Annotated in this window: 24 protein-coding genes; 15 read left to right on the top strand and 9 right to left on the bottom strand. The window is 68.4% G+C overall.

What is annotated here, in order from left to right:
- Nucleotides 1-10: 10 nt before the first annotated feature.
- The 10 genes from gad (at nt 11) to AWC17_RS00515 (ending at nt 10053) form a co-directional block, all read left to right on the top strand.
- Nucleotides 11-1393 carry a glutamate decarboxylase gene (gad, locus tag AWC17_RS00560; protein WP_046185360.1) on the top strand — a complete coding sequence of 461 codons (1383 nt, stop codon included), beginning with the start codon at nt 11-13 and terminating at the stop codon, nt 1391-1393.
- 236 nt (nt 1394-1629) lie between these two features.
- Nucleotides 1630-2796: an alanine racemase gene (gene alr, locus AWC17_RS00555; RefSeq protein ID WP_141224378.1), complete on the top strand. Its 1167-nt coding sequence runs from the start codon at nt 1630-1632 to the stop codon at nt 2794-2796.
- Between the two features lie 52 nt (nt 2797-2848).
- Nucleotides 2849-3904, top strand: coding sequence for an alpha/beta fold hydrolase (locus AWC17_RS00550; protein ID WP_197083438.1), 1056 nt, complete (start codon nt 2849-2851; stop codon nt 3902-3904).
- Nucleotides 3894-4376: a tRNA (adenosine(37)-N6)-threonylcarbamoyltransferase complex ATPase subunit type 1 TsaE gene (gene tsaE, locus AWC17_RS00545; protein ID WP_141224376.1), complete on the top strand. Its 483-nt coding sequence runs from the start codon at nt 3894-3896 to the stop codon at nt 4374-4376. The genes AWC17_RS00550 and tsaE overlap by 11 nt, the downstream gene beginning before the upstream one ends.
- Nucleotides 4377-4425: 49 nt before the next feature.
- On the top strand, nt 4426-5049 hold the full coding sequence (tsaB, locus tag AWC17_RS00540) for a tRNA (adenosine(37)-N6)-threonylcarbamoyltransferase complex dimerization subunit type 1 TsaB (RefSeq protein WP_046184666.1): 624 nt from the start codon (nt 4426-4428) through the stop codon (nt 5047-5049).
- Nucleotides 5046-5516: a ribosomal protein S18-alanine N-acetyltransferase gene (gene rimI, locus AWC17_RS00535; protein ID WP_046184667.1), complete on the top strand. Its 471-nt coding sequence runs from the start codon at nt 5046-5048 to the stop codon at nt 5514-5516. Before tsaB ends, rimI begins: the two co-directional genes overlap by 4 nt.
- Nucleotides 5513-6547, top strand: coding sequence for a tRNA (adenosine(37)-N6)-threonylcarbamoyltransferase complex transferase subunit TsaD (gene tsaD / locus AWC17_RS00530; protein ID WP_046184668.1), 1035 nt, complete (start codon nt 5513-5515; stop codon nt 6545-6547). The genes rimI and tsaD overlap by 4 nt, the downstream gene beginning before the upstream one ends.
- 238 nt (nt 6548-6785) lie before the next feature.
- The gene (groES, locus tag AWC17_RS00525) at nt 6786-7088 is read left to right on the top strand and encodes a co-chaperone GroES (protein ID WP_007167930.1); all 303 of its coding nucleotides are present in this window, start codon (nt 6786-6788) and stop codon (nt 7086-7088) included.
- Between the two features lie 77 nt (nt 7089-7165).
- Complete coding sequence (groL, locus tag AWC17_RS00520) at nt 7166-8788, top strand: chaperonin GroEL (RefSeq protein WP_046184669.1); 1623 nt, start codon at nt 7166-7168, stop codon at nt 8786-8788.
- Nucleotides 8789-8952: 164 nt separating this feature from the next.
- A complete protein-coding gene (locus AWC17_RS00515) occupies nt 8953-10053 on the top strand; it encodes a ferritin-like domain-containing protein (RefSeq protein ID WP_046184670.1) in 1101 nt (366 codons plus the stop codon).
- 43 nt (nt 10054-10096) lie between these two features.
- Here AWC17_RS00515 and AWC17_RS00510 read toward each other — a convergent pair whose 3' ends face one another.
- From AWC17_RS00510 to AWC17_RS00475, 8 genes are all read right to left on the bottom strand, one after another.
- Complete coding sequence (locus AWC17_RS00510; protein WP_046184671.1) at nt 10097-10747, bottom strand: DUF1345 domain-containing protein; 651 nt, start codon at nt 10745-10747, stop codon at nt 10097-10099.
- A gap of 9 nt (nt 10748-10756) precedes the next feature.
- The gene (locus AWC17_RS00505) at nt 10757-11206 is read right to left on the bottom strand and encodes a VOC family protein (protein ID WP_197083439.1); all 450 of its coding nucleotides are present in this window, start codon (nt 11204-11206) and stop codon (nt 10757-10759) included.
- 109 nt (nt 11207-11315) lie between these two features.
- Complete coding sequence (locus tag AWC17_RS00500) at nt 11316-11717, bottom strand: styrene oxide isomerase (RefSeq protein WP_046184673.1); 402 nt, start codon at nt 11715-11717, stop codon at nt 11316-11318.
- Nucleotides 11718-11821: 104 nt separating this feature from the next.
- A complete protein-coding gene (locus AWC17_RS00495) occupies nt 11822-12583 on the bottom strand; it encodes a superoxide dismutase family protein (protein WP_046184674.1) in 762 nt (253 codons plus the stop codon).
- A 47-nt stretch (nt 12584-12630) separates the two neighbouring features.
- Nucleotides 12631-13044: a hypothetical protein gene (locus AWC17_RS00490; protein ID WP_197083440.1), complete on the bottom strand. Its 414-nt coding sequence runs from the start codon at nt 13042-13044 to the stop codon at nt 12631-12633.
- 51 nt (nt 13045-13095) lie between these two features.
- Nucleotides 13096-13575: a hemerythrin domain-containing protein gene (locus AWC17_RS00485; protein ID WP_046184675.1), complete on the bottom strand. Its 480-nt coding sequence runs from the start codon at nt 13573-13575 to the stop codon at nt 13096-13098.
- A complete protein-coding gene (locus AWC17_RS00480; RefSeq protein WP_231588601.1) occupies nt 13572-14351 on the bottom strand; it encodes a Rieske (2Fe-2S) protein in 780 nt (259 codons plus the stop codon). Before AWC17_RS00480 ends, AWC17_RS00485 begins: the two co-directional genes overlap by 4 nt.
- A gap of 359 nt (nt 14352-14710) precedes the next feature.
- The gene (locus tag AWC17_RS00475) at nt 14711-15019 is read right to left on the bottom strand and encodes a WhiB family transcriptional regulator (RefSeq protein WP_046184677.1); all 309 of its coding nucleotides are present in this window, start codon (nt 15017-15019) and stop codon (nt 14711-14713) included.
- A gap of 356 nt (nt 15020-15375) precedes the next feature.
- On the opposite strand from AWC17_RS00475, the gene AWC17_RS00470 reads away from it, so the two are divergent.
- From AWC17_RS00470 to AWC17_RS00460, 3 genes are all read left to right on the top strand, one after another.
- Entirely contained in the window at nt 15376-16194 is an 819-nt protein-coding gene (locus AWC17_RS00470) for a hypothetical protein (RefSeq protein ID WP_085164122.1), read from the top strand.
- A 90-nt stretch (nt 16195-16284) separates the two neighbouring features.
- Nucleotides 16285-16860: a sigma-70 family RNA polymerase sigma factor gene (locus tag AWC17_RS00465; RefSeq protein WP_046186905.1), complete on the top strand. Its 576-nt coding sequence runs from the start codon at nt 16285-16287 to the stop codon at nt 16858-16860.
- A complete protein-coding gene (locus tag AWC17_RS00460) occupies nt 16847-17611 on the top strand; it encodes an anti-sigma-D factor RsdA (protein ID WP_231588699.1) in 765 nt (254 codons plus the stop codon). Before AWC17_RS00465 ends, AWC17_RS00460 begins: the two co-directional genes overlap by 14 nt.
- A 26-nt stretch (nt 17612-17637) precedes the next feature.
- Here the strand turns inward: AWC17_RS00460 and AWC17_RS00455 are convergent, their stop codons facing one another.
- On the bottom strand, nt 17638-18045 hold the full coding sequence (locus AWC17_RS00455; RefSeq protein ID WP_046186907.1) for a DUF5319 domain-containing protein: 408 nt from the start codon (nt 18043-18045) through the stop codon (nt 17638-17640).
- A 164-nt stretch (nt 18046-18209) separates the two neighbouring features.
- Here AWC17_RS00455 and guaB point away from each other — a divergent pair, with 164 nt between their 5' ends.
- Entirely contained in the window at nt 18210-19817 is a 1608-nt protein-coding gene (gene guaB / locus AWC17_RS00450) for an IMP dehydrogenase (protein WP_047322520.1), read from the top strand.
- A gap of 7 nt (nt 19818-19824) precedes the next feature.
- Complete coding sequence (locus AWC17_RS00445; protein WP_046184690.1) at nt 19825-20952, top strand: GuaB3 family IMP dehydrogenase-related protein; 1128 nt, start codon at nt 19825-19827, stop codon at nt 20950-20952.
- Nucleotides 20953-20998: the final 46 nt, after the last annotated feature.

Below are 20998 nucleotides of genomic sequence, written 5' to 3'. Positions count from 1 at the left end.
GATTCTCCTAGTGCCCCAACACCCGTCCCTGCCCGCGCACGGCATCGCCCCCGCCTACACCGGCCGCATGTTCACCGCGCCGGTGCCGGCGCTGCGGCTGCCCGACGAGTCGATGGACCCCGAGGCCGCCTACCGCTTCATCCACGACGAGCTGATGCTCGACGGCAGCTCCCGGCTGAACCTGGCCACCTTCGTCACCACGTGGATGGATCCCGAGGCCGGGCGGCTGATGGCGGAGACGTTCGACAAGAACATGATCGACAAGGACGAGTACCCGGCGACCGCGGCCATCGAGCAGCGCTGCGTGTGCATGGTGGCCGACCTGTTCCACGCGGAAGACCTGAACGACGCCGACCCCTACAGCGCGTGCGGGGTGTCGACGATCGGCTCCAGCGAGGCGGTCATGCTGGGCGGGCTGGCCATGAAGTGGCGGTGGCGGCAGAAGGTCGGTAAGGACTGGGAAAGCCGCCGGCCGAATATGGTGATGGGCTCCAACGTCCAGGTGGTGTGGGAGAAGTTCTGCCGCTACTTCGACGTCGAGCCCCGCTACCTGCCGATGGAGGAGGGACGCTACGTCATCACCCCCGAACAGGTCGTCGACGCCGTCGACGAGGACACCATCGGGGTGGTGGCGATCCTGGGCACCACCTACACCGGTGAACTGGAACCGGTCGCCGAGATCTGCGGTGCGCTGGACAAGCTGGCGGCCGGCGGCGGGGTGGACGTTCCCGTCCACATCGACGCCGCCAGCGGGGGATTCGTGGTGCCCTTCCTGCACCCCGAACTCAAGTGGGACTTCCGGTTGCCCCGGGTGGTGTCGATCAACGTCAGCGGCCACAAGTACGGGCTGACCTATCCCGGTGTCGGGTTCGTGGTGTGGCGCAGCAAGGAGTACCTGCCCGAGGAGCTGGTGTTCCGGGTCAACTACCTCGGCGGTGACATGCCGACTGTCACACTGAACTTCTCCCGCCCCGGCAACCAGGTGGTCGGCCAGTACTACAACTTCCTGCGGCTGGGCCGCGACGGCTACACCAAGGTCATGCAGACACTGTCGAGGACGGCGCGCTGGCTGGGCGAGCAACTACGGGTCAGCGACCACTGCGAGCTGATCTCGGACGGTTCGGCGATCCCCGTGATCGCCTTCCGGCTGGCCAAGAACCGCGGCTACACCGAGTTCGACGTCTCCCACGAGCTGCGGGGTTACGGCTGGCAGGTGCCCGCCTACACCATGCCCGACAACGCCGCCAACGTCTCGGTGCTGCGCATCGTGGTGCGGGAAGGGCTCTCCGCGGACCTGGCCCGGGCATTGCACGACGACGCCGTGTCGGCGCTCACTTCGCTGGACAAGCTCAAGCCCGGCGGCCACTACGAGGCTCAGCACTTCGCGCACTGAGTTCTCGGCGAGCTTCCGCTTGGGAAGGGATGCGTGTGTTGCCCGCCTCACAGCGACAAGGGACCGTGGGGTCCCAGAAGCGGCGGCTCGCAGTGCTGACGTCGTCGATTGTCGCTCGGAGGCGGGCACATCGGGTGTCTCCCGGTGCGGGGGCGCGTGTGACGGATGTGGCCATTGCGACGAAGTGGGGCTGTGGGCGGTCGGCGCGTGCGGCCGATTCTGGGAGAATGGCGGCCGTGGCCGTTACGCCGATATCGCTGACACCGGGGCTCCTCGCCGAGGCCCTGGTGGACCTGGGCGCCATTGAGCACAACGTGCGGTTGCTGTGCGAGCACGCCGGCCGCGCGCAGGTGATGGCCGTCGTCAAGGCCGACGGCTACGGCCATGGGGCCACCCAGGCCGCGCGTGCGGCGTTGGCCGGCGGCGCGGCCGAGCTGGGCGTCGCCACCGTCGCCGAGGCGCTTGCGCTGCGCGGCGACGGGATCACCGCACCCGTGCTGGCCTGGCTGCACCCGCCCGGCATCGACTTCGGGCCCGCGCTGCTAGCCGACGTGGAGATCGCCGTGTCGTCGGAGCGCCAGCTGGACGAGTTGCTGGACGCCGCGCGCCGGACGGGCCGGACCGCGACGGTCACCGTCAAGGTCGACACCGGGCTGAACCGCAACGGCGTCCACCGGGCGCGGTACCCGTCGATGCTGACCGCGCTGCGCCGGGCCGTCGCCGAGGACGCCATCCGGTTGCGCGGCCTGATGTCGCACATGGTGTTTGCCGATCAACCGGCCAACCCCGTCAATGATCTTCAGGCCCAACGCTTCAGCGACATGCTGGCGCAGGCGGGCGAGCAGGGGGTGCGGTTCGAGGTCGCGCACCTGGCGAACTCGTCGGCCACCATGTCGCGCCCCGATCTGGCCTTCGACCTGGTGCGGCCCGGCGTCGCGGTGTACGGCCTGAGCCCCGTGCCCGAGCTCGGGGACATGGGGCTGGTGCCGGCCATGACGGTGAAATGCCCTGTGGCGCTGGTGAAGTCGATTCGCGCGGGTGAGAGCGTGTCATACGGGCACACCTGGACCGCGGAGCGCGACACGAATTTGGCGCTGCTGCCGGTCGGCTACGCCGACGGCGTATTCCGGTCGCTGGGGGGACGATTGGACGTGTTGATCAACGGCAAGCGGCGGCCCGGGGTCGGGCGGATCTGTATGGATCAGTTCGTCGTCGACCTCGGCCCTGGTCGGACCGACGTGGCTGAGGGCGACGAGGCGATCCTGTTCGGGCCCGGCAGCAGCGGGGAACCCACCGCACAGGACTGGGCCGACCTGCTCGGCACCATCCACTACGAAGTGGTGACCAGCCCCAGGGGGCGCATCACCAGGACCTACCGCGAGGCGCGAACCATTGAGCCTTGAGAAAACCCGCAGGCGCCGTAAGGCGAGGGCTTGGCTTGCGGGAGGGGCGGGGGTGACTGCCCTCGCCACCATCGTCGGAGCCTCGGCCCGCCGCTCGATGATCCAGCGCGCCCGCGGCATCGAAGACCCTTACGCCGACGAGGATTTCGACAGGATCGACGACGACCGCCGTTCGGTGGTAACCACCCCCGACGGGGTGTCGTTGGCAATCCGTGAAGCCGGCCCCGCGGACGCCCCGCTGACCATTGTCTTCGTCCACGGATTCTGTCTGCGGATGGGCGCCTTCCATTTTCAGCGGACGCGGCTGCCCCACCACGTGGGCCCTGGCGTCCGGATGGTCTTCTACGACCAGCGCGGGCACGGGCAATCCGACGAGGCCGACCCCGAGACCTACACGCTGACCCAACTCGGCAAAGACCTCGAGAGCGTGCTCCAGGTGGTCGCACCGCGCGGGATGGTCGTGCTGGTCGGCCACTCGATGGGCGGCATGACGGTGTTGTCGCACGCCCGCCAATTCCCCGACCAGTACGGGCGCCGGATCGTCGGCGCCGCCCTGATTTCCTCTGCGGCCGAAGGCGTCGCCAGGTCCCCGCTGGGCGAGATCCTGAAAAACCCTGCGCTGGAAGCGTTCCGGTTCACCGCGCGGTCCGCTCCGAAGCTGATGCACCGCGGCCGCAGCGTGTCCCGCTCGCTGATCGGTCCGGTCCTGCGGGCCGCCTCCTACAGCGACCTGCACGTCAGCCGGAGCCTGGACGCCTTCTCGCAGCGGATGATGACCGGCACCCCGATCCCCACCATGGTGGAGTTCCTGGATGCCTTGGAACACCACGACGAAACCGCCGGCCTGTGGACCCTGCTGCGCATCCCCACCCTGATCGCCTGCGGTGACCACGACCTGCTCACGCCCGACGAATACTCCCGCAAGATGGCGGCCTCGCTGCCGCAGTCCGAGCTGGTCATCGTCCGGGGGGCCAGCCACCTCGCGCTGCTGGACAAGCCCGAGGCGATCAACGACGGGTTGATCCGGCTGGTCAAGCGGGCCACCCCGGGCCGCGCCGCGCTGGCGGCCCGCTGGATGCGGGAGAGGCTGCGTCGGCGTGGTGGCTGAAAAAGACGGGGGCACGGCCACACTGGAACACGTCGAGGACACCATCGCGCTCGGGTCGCGGCTGGGTGAGCAGCTGCGTGCGGGTGACGTGGTGGTGCTCACCGGTCCGCTCGGCGCGGGAAAGACCGTGCTGGCCAAGGGGATTGCCGCGGCGATGGACGTCGACGGCCCGGTCACCTCGCCGTCGTACGTGCTGGCGCGGGTGCACCCGCCGCGGCGGCCCGGCGCACCGGCGATGATTCACGTCGACATGTACCGGCTTTTGGACCACGACGGCGCCGACCTGCTGGGCGAGCTCGACTCACTGGACCTCGACACCGATCTCGACGACGCGGTCGTGGTCGTGGAGTGGGGCGAGGGCCTCGTCGAACGCCTCGCCGAGCGCCACCTCGACATTCGTCTGGAACGCGTTAGCCATTCCGACGTGCGGATCGCCACGTGGCAGTGGGCCTTTTCCGGGGACCGTTCATGAGTCGCACCGGCAACGATGCAGAGCGCAGCGATGAGGAGGAGCGGTGCACATGAGCATCGTCCTCGCCCTCGACACCGCCACCCCGGCCGTGACGGCCGGGATCGTCCGGCGCGAGGATCTGACCGTGCTGGCCGAGCGGGTCACGGTCGACGCCCGGGCGCACGCCGAACGGCTCACGCCGAACGTGGTGGGCGCCCTCGCCGATGCCGGGTTGACGATGGGTGACCTGGACGCCGTCGTGGTGGGCTGCGGCCCCGGCCCGTTCACCGGCCTGCGGGCGGGGATGGCCACCGGCGCCGCCTACGGGCACGCGCTGGGCATCCCGGTGCGCGGGGTGTGCAGCCTGGACGCCATCGGGGTGCGAACCACCGGCGAGGTGCTGGTGGTCACCGACGCCCGCCGGCGCGAGGTCTATTGGGCCCGCTACCGCGACGGGTTTCGCATGGCGGGGCCGGGAGTCAACGCCCCGGCCGACGTCGATCCCGGCGTCGCGCAGGCGGTGGCCGGCTCGGAAGAGCACGCGGCGCTGTTCGACCTGCCGCACTGCGGGCCGATTTATCCCACACCGGCCGGGCTCGTCGCCGCGGTGCCCGACTGGTCGCAGCGCCCAATGCCGTTGGTGGCGCTGTACCTTCGCCGCCCGGACGCCAAACCGATGGCGGCGCGCGAGTGACCGCCACCAGCGAGCCCGTGACGCTCGGCGCGTTGACCCCCGACGACGCGGCGCGCTGCGCCGAGCTCGAAAATCAGCTGTTCGACGGCGACGATCCGTGGCCCGCGGCGGCCTTCAACCGGGAACTGGCCAGCCCGCACAACCATTACGTGGGCGCGCGCGCCGGCGGCACGCTCGTCGGGTATGCCGGAATCTCACGGCTGGGCCGCACCCCGCCGTTCGAGTACGAGGTCCACACCATCGGCGTGGACACCGCGTATCAGGGGCGGGGTGTCGGGCGCCGGTTGCTGGACGAGCTGCTGGTCTTCGCCGACGGCGGCGTGGTCTTCCTCGAGGTGCGCACCGACAACGAGGCGGCCATCGCGCTGTACCGCAGCGCGGGGTTCGAGGAGGTCGGCCTGCGCCGGCGCTACTACCGCGCGAGCGGAGCCGACGCGTACACGATGCGCAGGGAGGCCCGTCGATGACGATCATCTTGGCCATCGAAACCTCTTGCGACGAAACGGGAGTCGGCATCGCGCGGCTCGACGGCACCGGTGTTGGGGCCACCGTGACGCTGTTGGCCGACGAGGTGGCGTCCAGCGTCGACGAACACGTCCGCTTCGGCGGCGTGGTCCCCGAGATCGCGTCGCGGGCGCACCTGGAGGCGCTCGGTCCCACCATGCGCCGCGCGCTGACGACGGCGGGCCTGCAGAAGCCCGACATCGTCGCCGCCACGATCGGGCCGGGCCTGGCCGGCGCCCTGCTGGTGGGAGTGGCTGCGGCCAAGGCGTATTCGGCCGCGTGGGGGGTACCGTTCTACGCCGTCAACCACCTGGGCGGGCACCTGGCCGCCGACGTCTACGAACACGGGCCGTTGCCCGAGTGCGTGGCGCTGCTGGTGTCGGGCGGACACACCCACCTGTTGCACGTGCGTTCCCTCGGGGAACCGATCGTCGAACTCGGCAGCACCGTCGACGACGCCGCCGGCGAGGCCTACGACAAGGTGGCCCGGCTGCTGGGGCTGGGCTATCCCGGCGGCAAGGTGCTCGACGACCTGGCCCGCACCGGCGACCGGAACGCCATCGCCTTCCCGCGCGGCATGACGGGCCCCGCCGATGACCCGTACGCCTTCAGCTTCTCCGGGCTCAAAACGGCCGTGGCCCGCTACTTGGAGAGTCACCCCGACGCGGTGAACGCCGACGTCGCCGCGGGGTTTCAGGAAGCCGTCGCCGACGTGCTGACCATGAAGGCGGTGCGTGCGGCGACCCGGCTCGGCGTCTCGACGCTGCTGATCGCCGGGGGAGTGGCCGCCAATTCACGGCTGCGGGAGTTCGCGGAGCAGCGGTGCGCGGCCGCCGGACTGGCGCTGCGGATCCCCAAACCCCGGCTCTGCACCGACAACGGGGCGATGATCGCGTCCTTCGCCGCGCACCTGGTGGCCGCCGGGGCGCCACAGTCACCGCTGGATGTACCCAGCGACCCGGGCCTGCCGGTGATAAAAGCCCAGGTGAGGTGATCGCTCGTAGCGAACATCCAATACGCAGCGGGCCGCCCTTGAGTGCTAGCACTCTCGTGTATAGAGTGCTAGGTGGCAATCGGCCAAGCCCTGTGCCGGCACCCGCGACGACGGCGCTCGGGCACGGACGACTGCCGAATCCCTGATATCGGACGGTTGGGGTTACCCCCGGACCGACCGCCAACTCCGGCCGGGGCACCCGCCCCGGACCCGATCTAACTAGTGGAGGGCTCCAATCGTGGCGAAGGTGAACATCAAGCCACTCGAGGACAAGATTCTCGTGCAGGCCAACGAGGCCGAGACCACGACCGCGTCCGGTCTGGTCATTCCTGACACCGCCAAGGAGAAGCCGCAGGAAGGCACCGTCGTCGCAGTCGGTCCCGGCCGCTGGGACGAGGACGGCGAGAAGCGGATTCCGCTCGACGTCTCGGAAGGCGACACCGTCATCTACAGCAAGTACGGCGGTACCGAGATCAAGTACAACGGCGAGGAGTATCTGATCCTGTCGGCACGCGACGTGCTGGCCGTCGTATCGAAGTAAGCACCGTGTTCCGCCCCGGCGATCCCCGCGCATGGTCGCGGGTGATTTCCGGGGCGGCATGCGTATGAAGGAGCCTGATGAGCAAGCTGATTGAGTACGACGAAACCGCGCGCCGCGCCATCGAGGCAGGCGTCAACGCGCTCGCCGACGCGGTACGGGTGACACTGGGGCCGCGCGGCCGGCATGTGGTGCTCGCCAAGGCATTTGGCGGCCCCACGGTCACCAACGACGGCGTCACCGTCGCGCGCGAGATCGACCTGGAAGACCCCTTCGAGAACCTGGGCGCGCAACTGGTGAAGTCGGTGGCCACCAAGACCAATGACGTGGCGGGCGACGGCACCACCACCGCGACCGTCTTGGCGCAGGCGCTGATCAAGGGCGGGCTGCGGCTCGTTGCGGCCGGCGTCAACCCGATCGAGCTCGGCGCGGGAATCTCCAAGGCGGCCGACGCGGTGTCCGAGGCGCTGCTGGCGGCGGCCATCCCGGTGTCCGGCAAGCACGGGATCGCTCAGGTGGCGACGGTGTCGTCGCGCGATCAGCATCTCGGCGAGCTGGTCGGCGAGGCGATGACCAAGGTCGGCGCCGATGGCGTGGTCAGCGTCGAGGAATCCTCCACGCTGAGCACCGAGCTGGAGTTCACCGAGGGCGTCGGTTTCGACAAGGGTTTCCTGTCGGCGTATTTCGTCACCGACTTCGACTCGCAGGAAGCCGTGCTGGACGACCCGCTGATCCTGTTGCACCAGGAGAAGATCAGCTCGCTGCCCGACCTGCTGCCCATGCTGGAGAAGGTCGCCGAGTCGGGGAAGCCGCTGCTGATCATCGCCGAGGACATCGAGGGCGAGGCCCTGGCGACGCTGGTGGTCAACTCGATTCGCAAGACGCTCAAGGCGGTTGCCGTGAAGGCGCCGTTCTTCGGCGACCGGCGCAAGGCGTTTCTCGAGGACCTGGCGGTCGTCACCGGCGGCCAGGTGATCAACCCCGACGCCGGCCTGCTGCTGCGGGAGGTCGGCGCCGATGTGCTGGGCTCGGCCCGCCGCGTGGTGGTCAGCAAGGACGACACCATCATCGTCGACGGGGGCGGCTCCAAGGATGCGGTTGCCGACCGGATCAAGCAGCTGCGCGCCGAGATCGAGAAGAGCGATTCCGAGTGGGACCGCGAGAAGCTGCAGGAGCGGCTGGCCAAGCTGGCCGGCGGCGTGGCTGTGATCAAGGTGGGTGCCGCCACGGAGACCGCGCTCAAGGAACGCAAGGAAAGCGTCGACGACGCCGTCGCGGCAGCCAAGGCCGCCGTCGAGGAGGGCATCGTCGCCGGCGGCGGTTCGGCGCTCATCCAGGCCCGTAAGGCACTGACCGAACTGCGCGGATCGCTGACCGGCGATCAGGTGTCAGGGGTCGACGTGTTCGCCGAGGCACTCGCGGCACCGCTGTACTGGATCGCCGCCAACGCCGGCCTGGACGGCGCCGTCGCGGTGAACAAGGTCAGTGAGTTGCCGGCCGGGCACGGGCTCAACGCGGACAAGCTCACCTACGGTGACTTGATCGCCGAGGGCGTGATCGACCCGGTCAAGGTGACCCGGTCCGCGGTGCTCAACGCGGCGTCGGTGGCGCGGATGGTGCTGACCACGGAAACGGCGATTGTCGAGAAGCCTGCCGACGACCACGATGACCACGGGCATGGCCACGGCCATCACCACCATTAGAAGCACCCGCTAACGAAGCGCCCCCGGTCAATCGGCCGGGGGCGCTTCGTTCGTTGGGTCGGTCAATTGGACCGCCAGTCAGGCTTGACGCGCTGCCGCCCCGCAGTGCAATGTGATACGCGTCATATGACCACTGGTCACACCGGGTAGAGAGGCGGCCGCTCATGACAACGAGGGACAAGTACACGGAGGTGCCTGTGCCGTACTCGTGGGAGGTCCCCAGCGCCGGCGACGCGCGCTTCACCTGGGAGTACGACGAGGGGCGCGCCCGGCTCCTGTCCCTCTACCAAAAGGGCAAGGACAAGCAGTGGGACGCCCAGTCGCGTATCGACTGGGCGCAAGACGTCGACCCGATGAACCCGGTCGCGCTGCCCGACGAATTCCACCCGCTGTTCGGCAGCCCGATGTGGGACGCCGCCGACGAAGCACGTCGCTCGGAGATGCGCCAGCACTTCCAGGCCTGGCAGATCTCCCAGTTCCTGCACGGCGAGCAGGGGGCGATGGTGTGCGCGGCCAAGATCGTCGAGGTCGTCCCGGACCTGGACGCGAAGTTCTACGCGGCCACCCAGACCATGGACGAGGCCCGGCACGTCGAGGCGTTCTCGCGGTTCCTGCAGGACAAGGTCGACGTGGTCTACCCGATCAACAAGCACCTGACCGCACTGCTGGACGACACCCTGCGCGATTCGCGCTGGGACATGCCGTACCTCGGCATGCAGGTACTCATCGAAGGGCTCGCGCTGGCCGCGTTCGGGGTGCTGCGTGACATGGCGGCGCCGGACTCGCTGGCCAAGCAGTTACTGGCCTACGTCATGCAGGACGAGGCGCGCCACGTCGCCTTCGGCCGAATCTCGTTGAAGGACTACTACTCCGCACTGACCGACGCCGAGCGCGACGAGCGGGAAGAGTTCGTCGTCGACGCCTGTTACCTGATGCGCGACCGGTTCCGCGGCGAGGAGGTTTTCGAGACCCTCGGCATGGACGTCAAAGCGTGCGCGGAATGGGTCGACACCTCACCGCTGATGATCCAGTTCCGCTCGCACCTGTTCAGCCGCATCGTGCCGATCGTCAAGGACATCGGGTTGTGGGGCGACAAGGTACAGAAGGCCTTCCGGGACATGGGAGTCCACGACATGGCCGGCTTCGACATCGAGGCGCTGATGAAGGCCGACGAGGATCAGGCCGAGGCGCTGGACAAGGCACACGCCGAGATGGCCGACCGGGCCCTCGAGGTGGACGAGGTGATCGCGGCGGGCGCGAGCTAGCCCGGTGGCGGGTTTGGCGAGGAGGGAGCGCGCGTCCCTCCGATTAGAACTTGGAGCCCAATCCCGCGATCAGGTTGATGGTGACCGCCAAGACGACCGCGCCGAGGAGGTAGGACAGCAACGCATGGCGCAACACCGTCGCCCTGATGGAGGTCAATCCGATCTCGGTGTCTGACACCTGATAGGTCATGCCTACGGTGAAGGCCACATACGCAAAGTCCCGAAAGCGGGGTCGCTCCGGGTCGTGGAAGTTGATTCCACCGGGCTCGTCCGAGTAATAAAGCCGCGCGTAGTGCACGGTGAACAATGTGTGCACGGCAAACCAGGATGCGGCGACGGTCAGGACGCCCACAACGGCGGCTTCTACGGCTCCCGGGCCCGAGCGCGACGCGGCGGCCACCACGTAACCGACCCCGCCCAGGCTCGCGACGCTTGCCGACACGATGACCGCGTCGGCTACCCACCGGGTGGGGTCCTCCTTCGTCACGTATTTGCAGGTTTGATCAGCATCCATTCCGCCGATAATGAGCCGCGTCCACACCACATAGACGCCAGCGGTAACGATCCAGCCGGCGAGCGCGAATCGCCAGCCGACCGTGTTACCCACCCCGAGAGCGACGGCAATTCCGAGCGCGGCTGCAACCCCTATCCGAGCCGCGACCGTGTCGCGAAACAACTTAACGAGGGATTTCACAATCCCGACCTAAGCACGAGCACTCGCCATCCGGTACCACGGCCAGGGGCTCGCGCCCCAGTCCTCGTCTACGACATGAAGCGACGGCGCATAGGAGACGCCGATGATCAAGCCATCCTCGGTGAGAACCCGAGTGACTGTTTGTCCCCACGGTTCGGTGCGGGCCGGGTGCAACAGCTCGAAGCCCGCGCGCTGGAGCTCGGCGCCTGCTGTGGCGACGGCTTCGGGATCCTTCACCTCGAACTCGATGGAGGCCTGGGGGACCACCCGATCGGCGGGCCATTGGGGTGTTCCGAAGCATGACTCTGCCGCCTCGGTGAGCGGCCACACTCCGAAGTGATTGCTGCCGGGGATGTTTCCGGTGCAGTAATAGCCATCGCCTTCGCCCTCCAACGGGAGGCCGAGGGCATCAATGAATAGCCTGCGGCTCTGCGGCGGGTCGGCGGTTACCACCGCCACGCTTGTGATGGAGAGAACGTCTACAGCCACAACTTACCGACCGGCCCGATCGACCGGGCCTTGCCCAACCGCGGGGCTAGGCGAGACGAAAGCGTCGTTGTCCCAGTGATCAGATTCCGGCGATGACGATGCCCACGCCGACCACGATCGCCAGCCCGAGTGATACCAACAGGAAGTTGACGATCCGCTCCTTCGCCGCCGACGCCTCGTGGTCGGCCGCCGCGATGGGCGCGAGCCTGCGGCCGGCGCCCCAAGCGGCTGCCAGCAGGGTCGCCAGCCAGTTCGTGTAGGCGGCGTACACGATCAGTACGACTGCCGTCACTCCCCAAGCATTGGGCAGGTGGATGTATGGCCAGAGCAGGCCGAGCAGCACGAGGAACATGCCGTTGAGGACGGCCTCGAGGTGGCTCGACAGCGCCATGCGCGGGTTCTTCAGCGCCGGGATGGCGAATCCGGTGAGCAGACCGATCAGGAACAGGACCAACCCGAGGGTGAACAGCACCGTCTGCATGTCAGAAGAGTAGGGGCGTCGGACCGCGGACGCCTTCAGTTACGGCGATCGGCTTGTGCCCTACCCCCGGCTCGGGGCCGGAGGTGGATTCGGTCTTCAGCGCGTCAGCGGCCGGGCGGAAGGCTGGGCGGCGTCGTCACGGTCGTTGTCGGAGTGGACGTGTACGCCGGGGTGCTGGTGACCGTGACGGTGCTCGTGCTCGTGGATGGCGGCGGTACGGCGGTCGTCGTGGTGATCGTCGTGACGCTGGTCGTCGTTTCGGTGGACGAAGTCGTCGTCGCGGAGGACGCGGCGATCACCCCGCAGGCCACCCGCTTGCCCGACTCACCGGTGGCGCTACCGCTCAAGTTGTCCGCGGCCTGGTGGATGACCAGCGCGGTGCCCGAGCTGTTTCGCAGATCCGAAGCGGTGAACAGGTTGGTGGTGGTGACGAGTTTCGCCGACCCGTCGTTGCGCACCTGCAACGCGGTCAGGTCACCGCTGGCCGGAAAACCCGTGTGATCCGGCGCCTGGTAGACGCTTCCGGCGGAGTTGAAGTCACCGGTCGAACCTCCGGCCGGCGCAGTCGAATTGGCCTCGCATTTGCCCACCGAGTGGATCTGAAGGCCGTGGAAACCGGGGCTCAGGACCTGGTTGGGTCCGGCTTCCACGGTCACCGTCGCGTAGCCATTGGCGAAATCGATGGTGGCGGTGGCGACCTGATTTCCGTCGGCGCCCTTCAACTGCGTGGTCATCCGCTCCGTGCCGGGCGGCGCGCTGGACGACGGTGACGTGGTGGCCTGGCCACCCTGCTGGTTTGCGCATGCGGCTAGCGGTGCGATGGTCGCGGCAAGCGCCGCGGCCGCGAAGGATACGCCCTTGTTCATTTGCCGGGCCTACCCCGATTAGCGGACCTCGAAACGATTGATCCGCGCTACCGGCCGTGCACGTCGCGGAGCCCGACGGCAAAGCGCAAGCCCGAGCAGTTGTAGCACCCCATGCACCCGACACAGTTTGTGCAACCGAAACAACCCAGGCACACGACACAACGCTTGCAGAAGGCACACCCCAGACATGCGATGCTGCCGGCAACCGCGAGAGACATCGCGGTGACGATACTTCCGGCGACGGCCGCACTGCCGGCCGTGGCAATCGATCCGGCCACGGCGGTGCTGGCCACGGTGGCTACCGATCCGGCCACGCCGGCACTGGCCACGGTGGCTGCCGATCCCGCGACTCCGGTGCTGGCCACGGTGGCCACCGATCGAACTACCGCGGTGCCGGCCGCTGTGGCTTCGGAATCGACCAGCCCGCCGTCGTCGTTAGCTGATTGGGCCACGCCTTTCATCTTGCGCCAGGTTTCCGCGGCTGTCTTGCCGTTGTCGACGCGGGGATCCGCTTACAGCGAACTCAGCAGGGCCGCGCGGCCGCGGACGCGGAGCTTGTTGATGGTGGATTGACGTAGTTGGGCGATGCGCTCCACCATTCGGTCTCCAAGTTCTTCGAGCATGTCGGCGCTCAAATCTATTGGGGCCGGGCACAAGTCGCGCTCCTCTTCACTGGCGTGGGCGTCCAGGACCGTGACGAACGAGTGCCATTCGTCCTCGTATTGCGGCGCCGTCGGCGGGGTCCGAAGTAGCACCGCCAGCTGATCCCAGACTTGCCGGTGCTCCGCATGGGCAATTGCGACCAGCGTGCTTGCCTGCGACACCGCCGGGTAGAACAAGTCGTCCTCGATCCGCATGTGGATGTCGAGCTCGATCAACAGTTCATCGAGGGCATCTTGCCGCTCGCCGGAATTCGGGGGTAGCGCGGTGATTTTCTCGCAGAACCCGCGCAACACCTTGTGGTGCTCGAAAAGCACGTCGTAGGCATTCATTTGGCCCCTCCGCGCACCTCGACGAACCCGTTGCGAATGCGTATCGGGTAATGCGGCAGTGCGGCCGTCGCCGGTCCGCGTAACACTTCCCCCGAATCGCAGTCGAAGCGGGAGCCATGCCACGGGCAGACGATTCGATCGCGGTCAATCCAGCCGTCGTCCATCGGCGCACCCAGGTGAGGGCAGCGCGCGCCGACGGCCAGCACGCGGTCGTCGTTGCGGTACAGAACCACGCCGACGCCGTTCACCTCGACTCGCTGTGGCTGGCCGTCCAGGGCCGTTGCCGGCAGCACCGGCGTCCAGTGATGCCCGCTCAGCCGATCACCGGAGCGATCCACCCCGGCGCCCGAGCCGAACACCAGCGCCCCGCCCAGATAACCGCTACTCAGGGTGAGGCCATAGCCCAGCGCGCTGCTCGCCATCCCTCGCCCGTGGCGACCGTGGCGGCGGTCCCACCACGACAGCGCGTACAGGCCCGTCGCGATCCCGTTCAGCAAGCCATGGACAAGGCCGACGCGTCGCGACTGCTCGTGGGTGTGTTGCCAGTCCGTCAGACCGGTCGCGCCCGCGCCGATGCTTCCGACGAGTCCGACGCCCAACGCGAATCTCGACGCGTCACGCCATTGCGTGGCGCGCCCCGGGAACATGGAGGCCGCATCCATCGCGACCGTCGTCGTGACCGCTCCCGTTGGCACCGACGTCAGCGCCGGATGCAGCGGATGACCGAGCCAGGTGCCGTGCAGCGCATCGCTGACCCGGTCTCGGTATCGGCCCATGGCCGCGAAGAGGAATGTCAGACCGTGCTCGAGGCGGTAGCTCGGCCGGTCCAGCCATTGCTGTCGTCCCAGGGTTGTCACCGCAGCATGTCCGGCATTGCGGACGTGATCTAGAGATCGGTGTGATCGTTTCGTCACGGCACCCCTCCTGTGCGCGTGAGCGAACCGACGCGGGGCCCCCGACACGACGGAACGCCCGGATTCGGACCGACGCGATCCAGCGGTTTTCCGGTGCCGCGTCGATATGGAATCAGCCAGCGGGCGGCCTAGTCCATGACTACTACACGGGCCGCGACGGCGCTACGTTCAACCGTGTCGTGCAGAAGGCGTGCTGCCCCTTCGGGCTGCTCGATGAACCGCTAGGCCGAGCGGCGGATGCCACGGGTGCGGCCGATGTCGCCCTTCAGCAGCAGGTCGCGCTCGGATTCGGACAAACCGCCCCAAACCCCGTAGGGCTCACCGACTTCGAGGGCATGCGAACGGCATTCCTGAATGACCGGGCACTGCCGGCACATTTCTTTGGCGCGCTGCTCGCGCTGCATGCGGGCGCGCCCGCGCTCACCGTCGGGGTGGAAGAACATCGACGAGTCAACGCCGCGGCACAAGCCCTGCAGTTGCCAGTTCCAGATGTCGGCGTTGGGTCCAGGTAGCTGCTCCGGCTGTGGCATTGGTGTGTTCCCTCTCTGCACGGCACGCCCAGTAAGGTCTTAGATCGCGAAGCGATAGTGCAACTGAATTGAAGTGGCGTCACCGATGACTACCCGTCATGCGTAGACGTTAGGGCGGACGGCGAATTTGCGTCAATAGCCACTTAGCCCGGCAAAGTATGTAATGGTTATAAAAGAATTAACGTTGCGTTCATCTGCTACCTATTGGCGAAACACGCACCGTGCTACCAGGCACTTGACCGAAACGAGATTTCCCAGCTCACGGGCCAGGGGAGGGCTAGCTGCGATTAGTACAGGATCTATAGTGATTAACAGTTCGGTAACGCGAACAGCACAAACTGTTTACCGCCATCGCCGTGATTGAAACTCGTCACACTTCCGTGATTTGGCGCAAGTTGGCCGCCGCCGCCTTCGGTGACCAGCCCGGAACCTGGCCGCTGCCGACGGCGGTCACGCCGGACGAATTGTGGCTGCGCGCCGTCGCGGCGGGCGGGCAGGGCCGCTACGGCAGCGCCTATCGCGATCTGGCGGCCCTGCGGCGCAGCGCCCCCGCCGGACGGCTGGTCTCCCTGGCGCACAGCACGCAGGGATCGTTTCTGCGCCAACTCGGTTGGCACACATTGGCGCGCGGCTGGGACGGGCGCGCCCTGGCGTTGGCGGGCGCGGACCCCGAGGCCCGCGCCGACGCCCTGATCGGGCTGGCGGCCGACGCGCTGGGTGTCGGCCGCTTCGCGGCCGCGGCGGCACTGTTGGCCCGCGCGGACTCGGAGCTGAGTGCCGGGCCGGTGCCCGACCGGCAGCCGGTGCGCCGCGGGTGGGTGGCCGCCGAATTGGCGATGGCCCGTGGCGACGGCGAAGTCGCTGTCCGCCATGCCACCGAAGCGGTGCGGCTGGCGGGCGCCATGGCCGTCCCGTCGGCGCGGCACGCGGTCAAGAGCGAAGTGGTGCTGGCGGCCGCCCTGTGCAGCGCGGGGGCCGTCGAGCGCGCCCGTGCGGTGGCGGAGGCGGCGCTGGACGCGGCCGGCGTGCTGGGGCTGGTCCCGCTTCGGTGGGCGTTGGCGTGCTTGCTGATTGATCTCGGGAGCGTCACGTTTTCGACTCAGCAGTTGCGCGAAATTCGCGATGTCTGCGCAGGCCAAGTGCGGCGCGCCGGTGCGACGTGGCGTTCCGCTTGAAATGGCCTCCGGGCCGTTATTGTCATTTCGTTAGTTAGCCCGGTTAGCCCGCGATGTGTCTGGTTCGTAACGTTGGAGATACCGCCGTCGATGACAATTCAAGGGGATCGTCTCGACGCTGTGGTGGCCAAGGCCGTGGCGGGGGACACCAACGCACTACGGGAGGTGCTGGAGACCATCCGTCCGATTGTCGTGCGGTATTGCCGCGCGCGAGTCGGGACAGTCGAGCGGGGTGGCCTTTCGGCGGATGACGTGGCACAGGAGGTGTGCTTGGCGACTATCACGGCGCTGCCGCGTTACCGGGACCGCGGGCGTCCCTTTCTCGCCTTCCTGTACGGCATCGCGGCCCACAAGGTCGCGGACGCCCATCGCGCCGCCGGCCGCGATCTCTCCTACCCCACCGAGGTGATCCCCGAGCGTTGGTCTGCCGACGCGGGCCCGGAACAGCGTGCCATCGAGGCCGATTCGGTCAGCCGGATGAGCGAACTGCTCGAGATCCTGCCCGCCAAGCAGCGCGAAATCCTGATCCTGCGTGTCGTCGTCGGCCTGTCCGCCGAGGAGACCGCGTCCGCCGTCGGCAGCACCACGGGAGCGGTCCGGGTGGCCCAGCACCGTGCGCTGTCCCGGCTGAAGTCCGAAATGATCGCGGCGGGTGACTGTGCCTGAATCACCGGACGAATTCGCCCACACCGACCTGCTCCTCGACGCGCTCGCCGAGCGGCGGCCGGTGCACGTCGGTGACCCCGACACGGACGCGATGGCCACCCTGCTGGAGGACTGGCGGGACAACCTGCGGTGGCCACCCGCCAGCGCGCTGGTGTCGGCCGAAGAGGCCGTCGAGGCCCTGCGCACCGGGTTGGCCGACCGCCGCCGCGGCCGCCGCGGGTGGGCGACGATCGGATCGGTCGCCGCGGCGCTGTTGGTGATGAGCGGCTTCGGCGCCATGGTGGTCGAGGCCCGTCCCGGGACCACGCTGTACGGGCTGCACGCCATGTTCTTCGACCAGCCGCGGGTCAACGAGAAGAATCAGGTCATGCTGTCCGCCAGGGCCGATCTGGCCAAGGTGCAGGAATCGATTGATCGGGGTCAATGGGAGCAGGCCCGGAATCAGCTGACCGAGGTGAGCAGCTTGGTGCAGTCGATCGACGACCCGGCCAGCAAACAGGAGCTGACGAATCAGCTGAAACTGTTGAATGTCAGGGTGCAGTCGCGCAACCCGAACGCGACGTTGCCGCCCCCGGCGAACACACCGTCGGCGTGGTCGACTCCGACCACCGCGGCCCCGACGGCGGCCACGACGCCTTCCGAGGCTTCCCCGAGCCCATCAGTCACGCCGTCGCCGAGTCAGTCGTGGAGCAAGCACCGGCATCACGGCCAGACGTCCAGCCCGTCGGCGGTGACGCCGAACAATCCCTAGCTAGGGCTAGCGGGAACCCGCCTGGCTCAGCGGCGGTATCCGTCGGCGTCCGAGGTGGCCTCGTTGAGCGAGGCGTCGGCGTAGCCACGGCAGTAATCCCACGTGACGTAGGCGTCCGGCTCGGGGTCGTAGGCCGGCTCGTGCGGGCGGACGGTGCCGTCGATCAGCAGCTGCAACAGGTTCGCCCGGAGCATGTCCCAGTCGTGATAGTGATCCTGCTGGCATTCGTCACAGCACACCACGAGTCCGCGAATGCCCTTGTGCGCCAACAGTGCCTCGTAAACCGCCAGGTCGGCGAGGTCGGCCTCGACCGCCATCCGCTCTTGGGCGTCCAGGGGCTGCCCCGGCTCTACGGCTTCCAGCGCAGCCGACGGATCGCAGGGGTCGTCGGCGAAGGGGTCGGGTGGCAAACCCGGAGGGAGGTGATCGCGCACGCACACTAGCCTACGCAGCCGTGCCGGGATAACGCCAGCAGGGAAGCCGCCCGTCGTTTCCCGTGCCGTTTGGCGCCCGCGGCGCGCCCCGGCAAGCGGGTCGGCGCGGTGAGCGAGCCGATAGGATGGAAGTCTCACGCCGCATCGCATGGAGGGCCCCACCGATGACCCGTGGCTTGTCCCACCTGGAAGACAGTTCCGACCTCGTCGGCAGCCCCTACGTGCGCGACCCCCATATCGCGGGACTGGTCGACGACCCGGTGCCCACCGGCGGCGACAACCCGCACAAGGTCGCGATGCTGGGGCTCACCTTCGACGACGTCTTGTTGTTGCCCGCCGCTTCCGATGTGGTTCCCGCCACCGCGGACACGTCCAGTCAGCTCACCAAGAAGATCAGGCTCAAAGTGCCGCTGGTCAGCTCGGCGATGGACACGGTCACCGAGTCGCGGATGGCGATCGCGATGGCCCGGGCCGGTGGCATGGGTGTGCTGCACCGCAACCTGCCCGTCGCCGAACAGGCCGGCCAGGTCGAGATGGTGAAGCGCTCGGAAGCCGGCATGGTCACCGACCCGGTCACCTGCCGGCCGGACAACACCCTGGCGCAGGTCGACGCGCTGTGCGCCCGGTTCCGGATCTCGGGTCTGCCGGTGGTCGACGACGACGGGGCGCTGGTCGGCATCATCACCAACCGCGACATGCGGTTCGAGGTCGACCAGACCCGGAAGGTCGCCGAGGTGATGACCAAGGCCCCGCTGATCACCGCCCAGGAGGGCGTGAGCGCCGACGCGGCGCTGGGGCTGTTGCGCCGCAACAAGATCGAGAAGCTGCCCGTCGTCGACGGCCACGGCCGGCTCACCGGGCTGATCACCGTCAAGGACTTCGTCAAGACCGAACAGCACCCGCTGGCCACCAAGGACAGTGACGGCCGGCTGCTGGTGGGCGCCGCCGTCGGCGTCGGCGGCGACGCCTGGGTGCGCGCCATGATGCTCGTCGACGCCGGGGCCGACGTCCTGATCGTCGACACCGCGCACGCGCACAACCGGCTGGTACTCGACATGGTGGGCAAGCTCAAGGCCGAGGTGGGCGAGAAGGTCGAGGTGATCGGCGGGAACGTCGCCACCCGGTCCGCGGCCCTGGCGTTGGTCGCCGCCGGCGCCGACGCGGTCAAGGTCGGCGTGGGACCGGGCTCCATCTGCACCACCCGGGTGGTGGCCGGGGTCGGCGCGCCACAAATCACGGCGATCCTAGAGGCCGTCGCGGCCTGCGGGCCGGCGGGCGTGCCGGTGATCGCCGACGGCGGACTGCAGTATTCCGGCGACATCGCCAAGGCCCTGGCCGCCGGCGCCTCGACGGCCATGCTGGGCTCGCTGCTGGCCGGCACCGCCGAGGCCCCCGGGGAGCTGATCTTCGTCAACGGCAAGCAGTTCAAGAGCTACCGGGGTATGGGGTCGCTGGGCGCGATGCAAGGTAGAGGCGGGGCTGGAGGGGGGAAGTCGTACTCCAAGGACCGCTACTTCGCCGACGACGCGTTGAGCGAGGACAAGCTGGTGCCCGAGGGGATCGAGGGCAGGGTGCCGTTCCGCGGTCCACTGTCCTCGGTGATCCACCAGCTCACCGGCGGTCTGCGCGCCGCGATGGGCTACACCGGCTCGCCCACCATCGAGGCGCTGCAGCAGGCGCAGTTCGTCCGGATCACCTCGGCCGGGCTGCGCGAAAGCCATCCGCACGACGTCGCCATGACCGTCGAAGCGCCCAACTACTTTGCGCGCTGAGGGCGGCATGGTCGAAATCGGGATGGGCCGCAACGCCCGTCGCACCTATGAACTGAGCGAAGTCAGCATCGTGCCGTCGCGGCGCACCCGGTCGTCACAGGACGTGTCCACCACCTGGCAGCTGGACGCCTACCGGTTCGAGATCCCGGTGGTGGCCCACCCGACCGACGCGCTGGTGTCGCCGGAGTTCGCCATCGAGCTCGGCCGGCTGGGCGGGCTCGGCGTGCTCAACGGCGAGGGGCTGATCGGCCGGCACGCCGACGTAGCGGGCAAGATCGCCCAGCTCGTCGAGGCCGCCAGCAAGGAGCCCGAACCGTCGGCCGCGATCCGGCTGCTGCAGGAATTCCACGCCGCGCCGCTGAACCCCGACCTGCTGGGATCCGCGGTAGCGCGCATCCGGGAGGCCGGGGTGACCACGGCGGTGCGGGTCAGCCCGCAAAACGCCCAGGCGCTGACCCCGGTGCTGCTGCAGGCCGGCATCGACCTGCTGGTCATCCAGGGCACCATCGTCTCGGCGGAGCGGGTGGCCAGCGACGGCGAGCCGCTGAACCTGAAGACCTTCATCTCCGAGCTCGACGTCCCGGTGGTGGCCGGCGGCGTGCTCGACCACCGCACCGCGCTGCACCTGATGCGCACGGGCGCCGCCGGCGTCATCGTCGGCTATGGCTCCACCCGGGGCGTGACCACCAGCGACGAGGTGTTGGGCATCAGCGTGCCGATGGCCACCGCCATCGCCGACGCCGCCGCCGCGCGGCGCGAATACCTCGACGAGACCGGCGGCCGTTACGTGCACGTGCTGGCCGACGGCGACATCCACACCTCCGGCGAGCTGGCCAAGGCGATCGCCTGCGGCGCCGACGCGGTGGTGCTCGGCACCCCGCTCGCCGAATCCGCCGAGGCGCTCGGCGAGGGCTGGTTCTGGCCCGCCGCCGCGGCGCACCCGTCGTTGCCGCGCGGGGCGTTGCTGCAGATCGCCCTCGGTGAGCGGCCGCCGCTGCAGCGGGTGCTCAACGGGCCCTCCGACGACCCATTCGGTTCCCTGAACCTGGTCGGTGGCCTGCGCCGATCGATGGCCAAGGCCGGCTACTGCGACCTCAAGGAGTTCCAGAAGGTCGGGCTGACCACGGGAAGCTGACCCTTCGGGGCCGCTGGTTTATTACCGGCCGGTAAGGCCATACTGG

Origin of the sequence: Mycobacterium nebraskense (assembly GCF_002102255.1) — a bacterium.
In the GTDB taxonomy this organism is placed as follows: domain Bacteria; phylum Actinomycetota; class Actinomycetes; order Mycobacteriales; family Mycobacteriaceae; genus Mycobacterium; species Mycobacterium nebraskense.
This window is presented reverse-complemented; position numbering and strand designations above follow the sequence as displayed.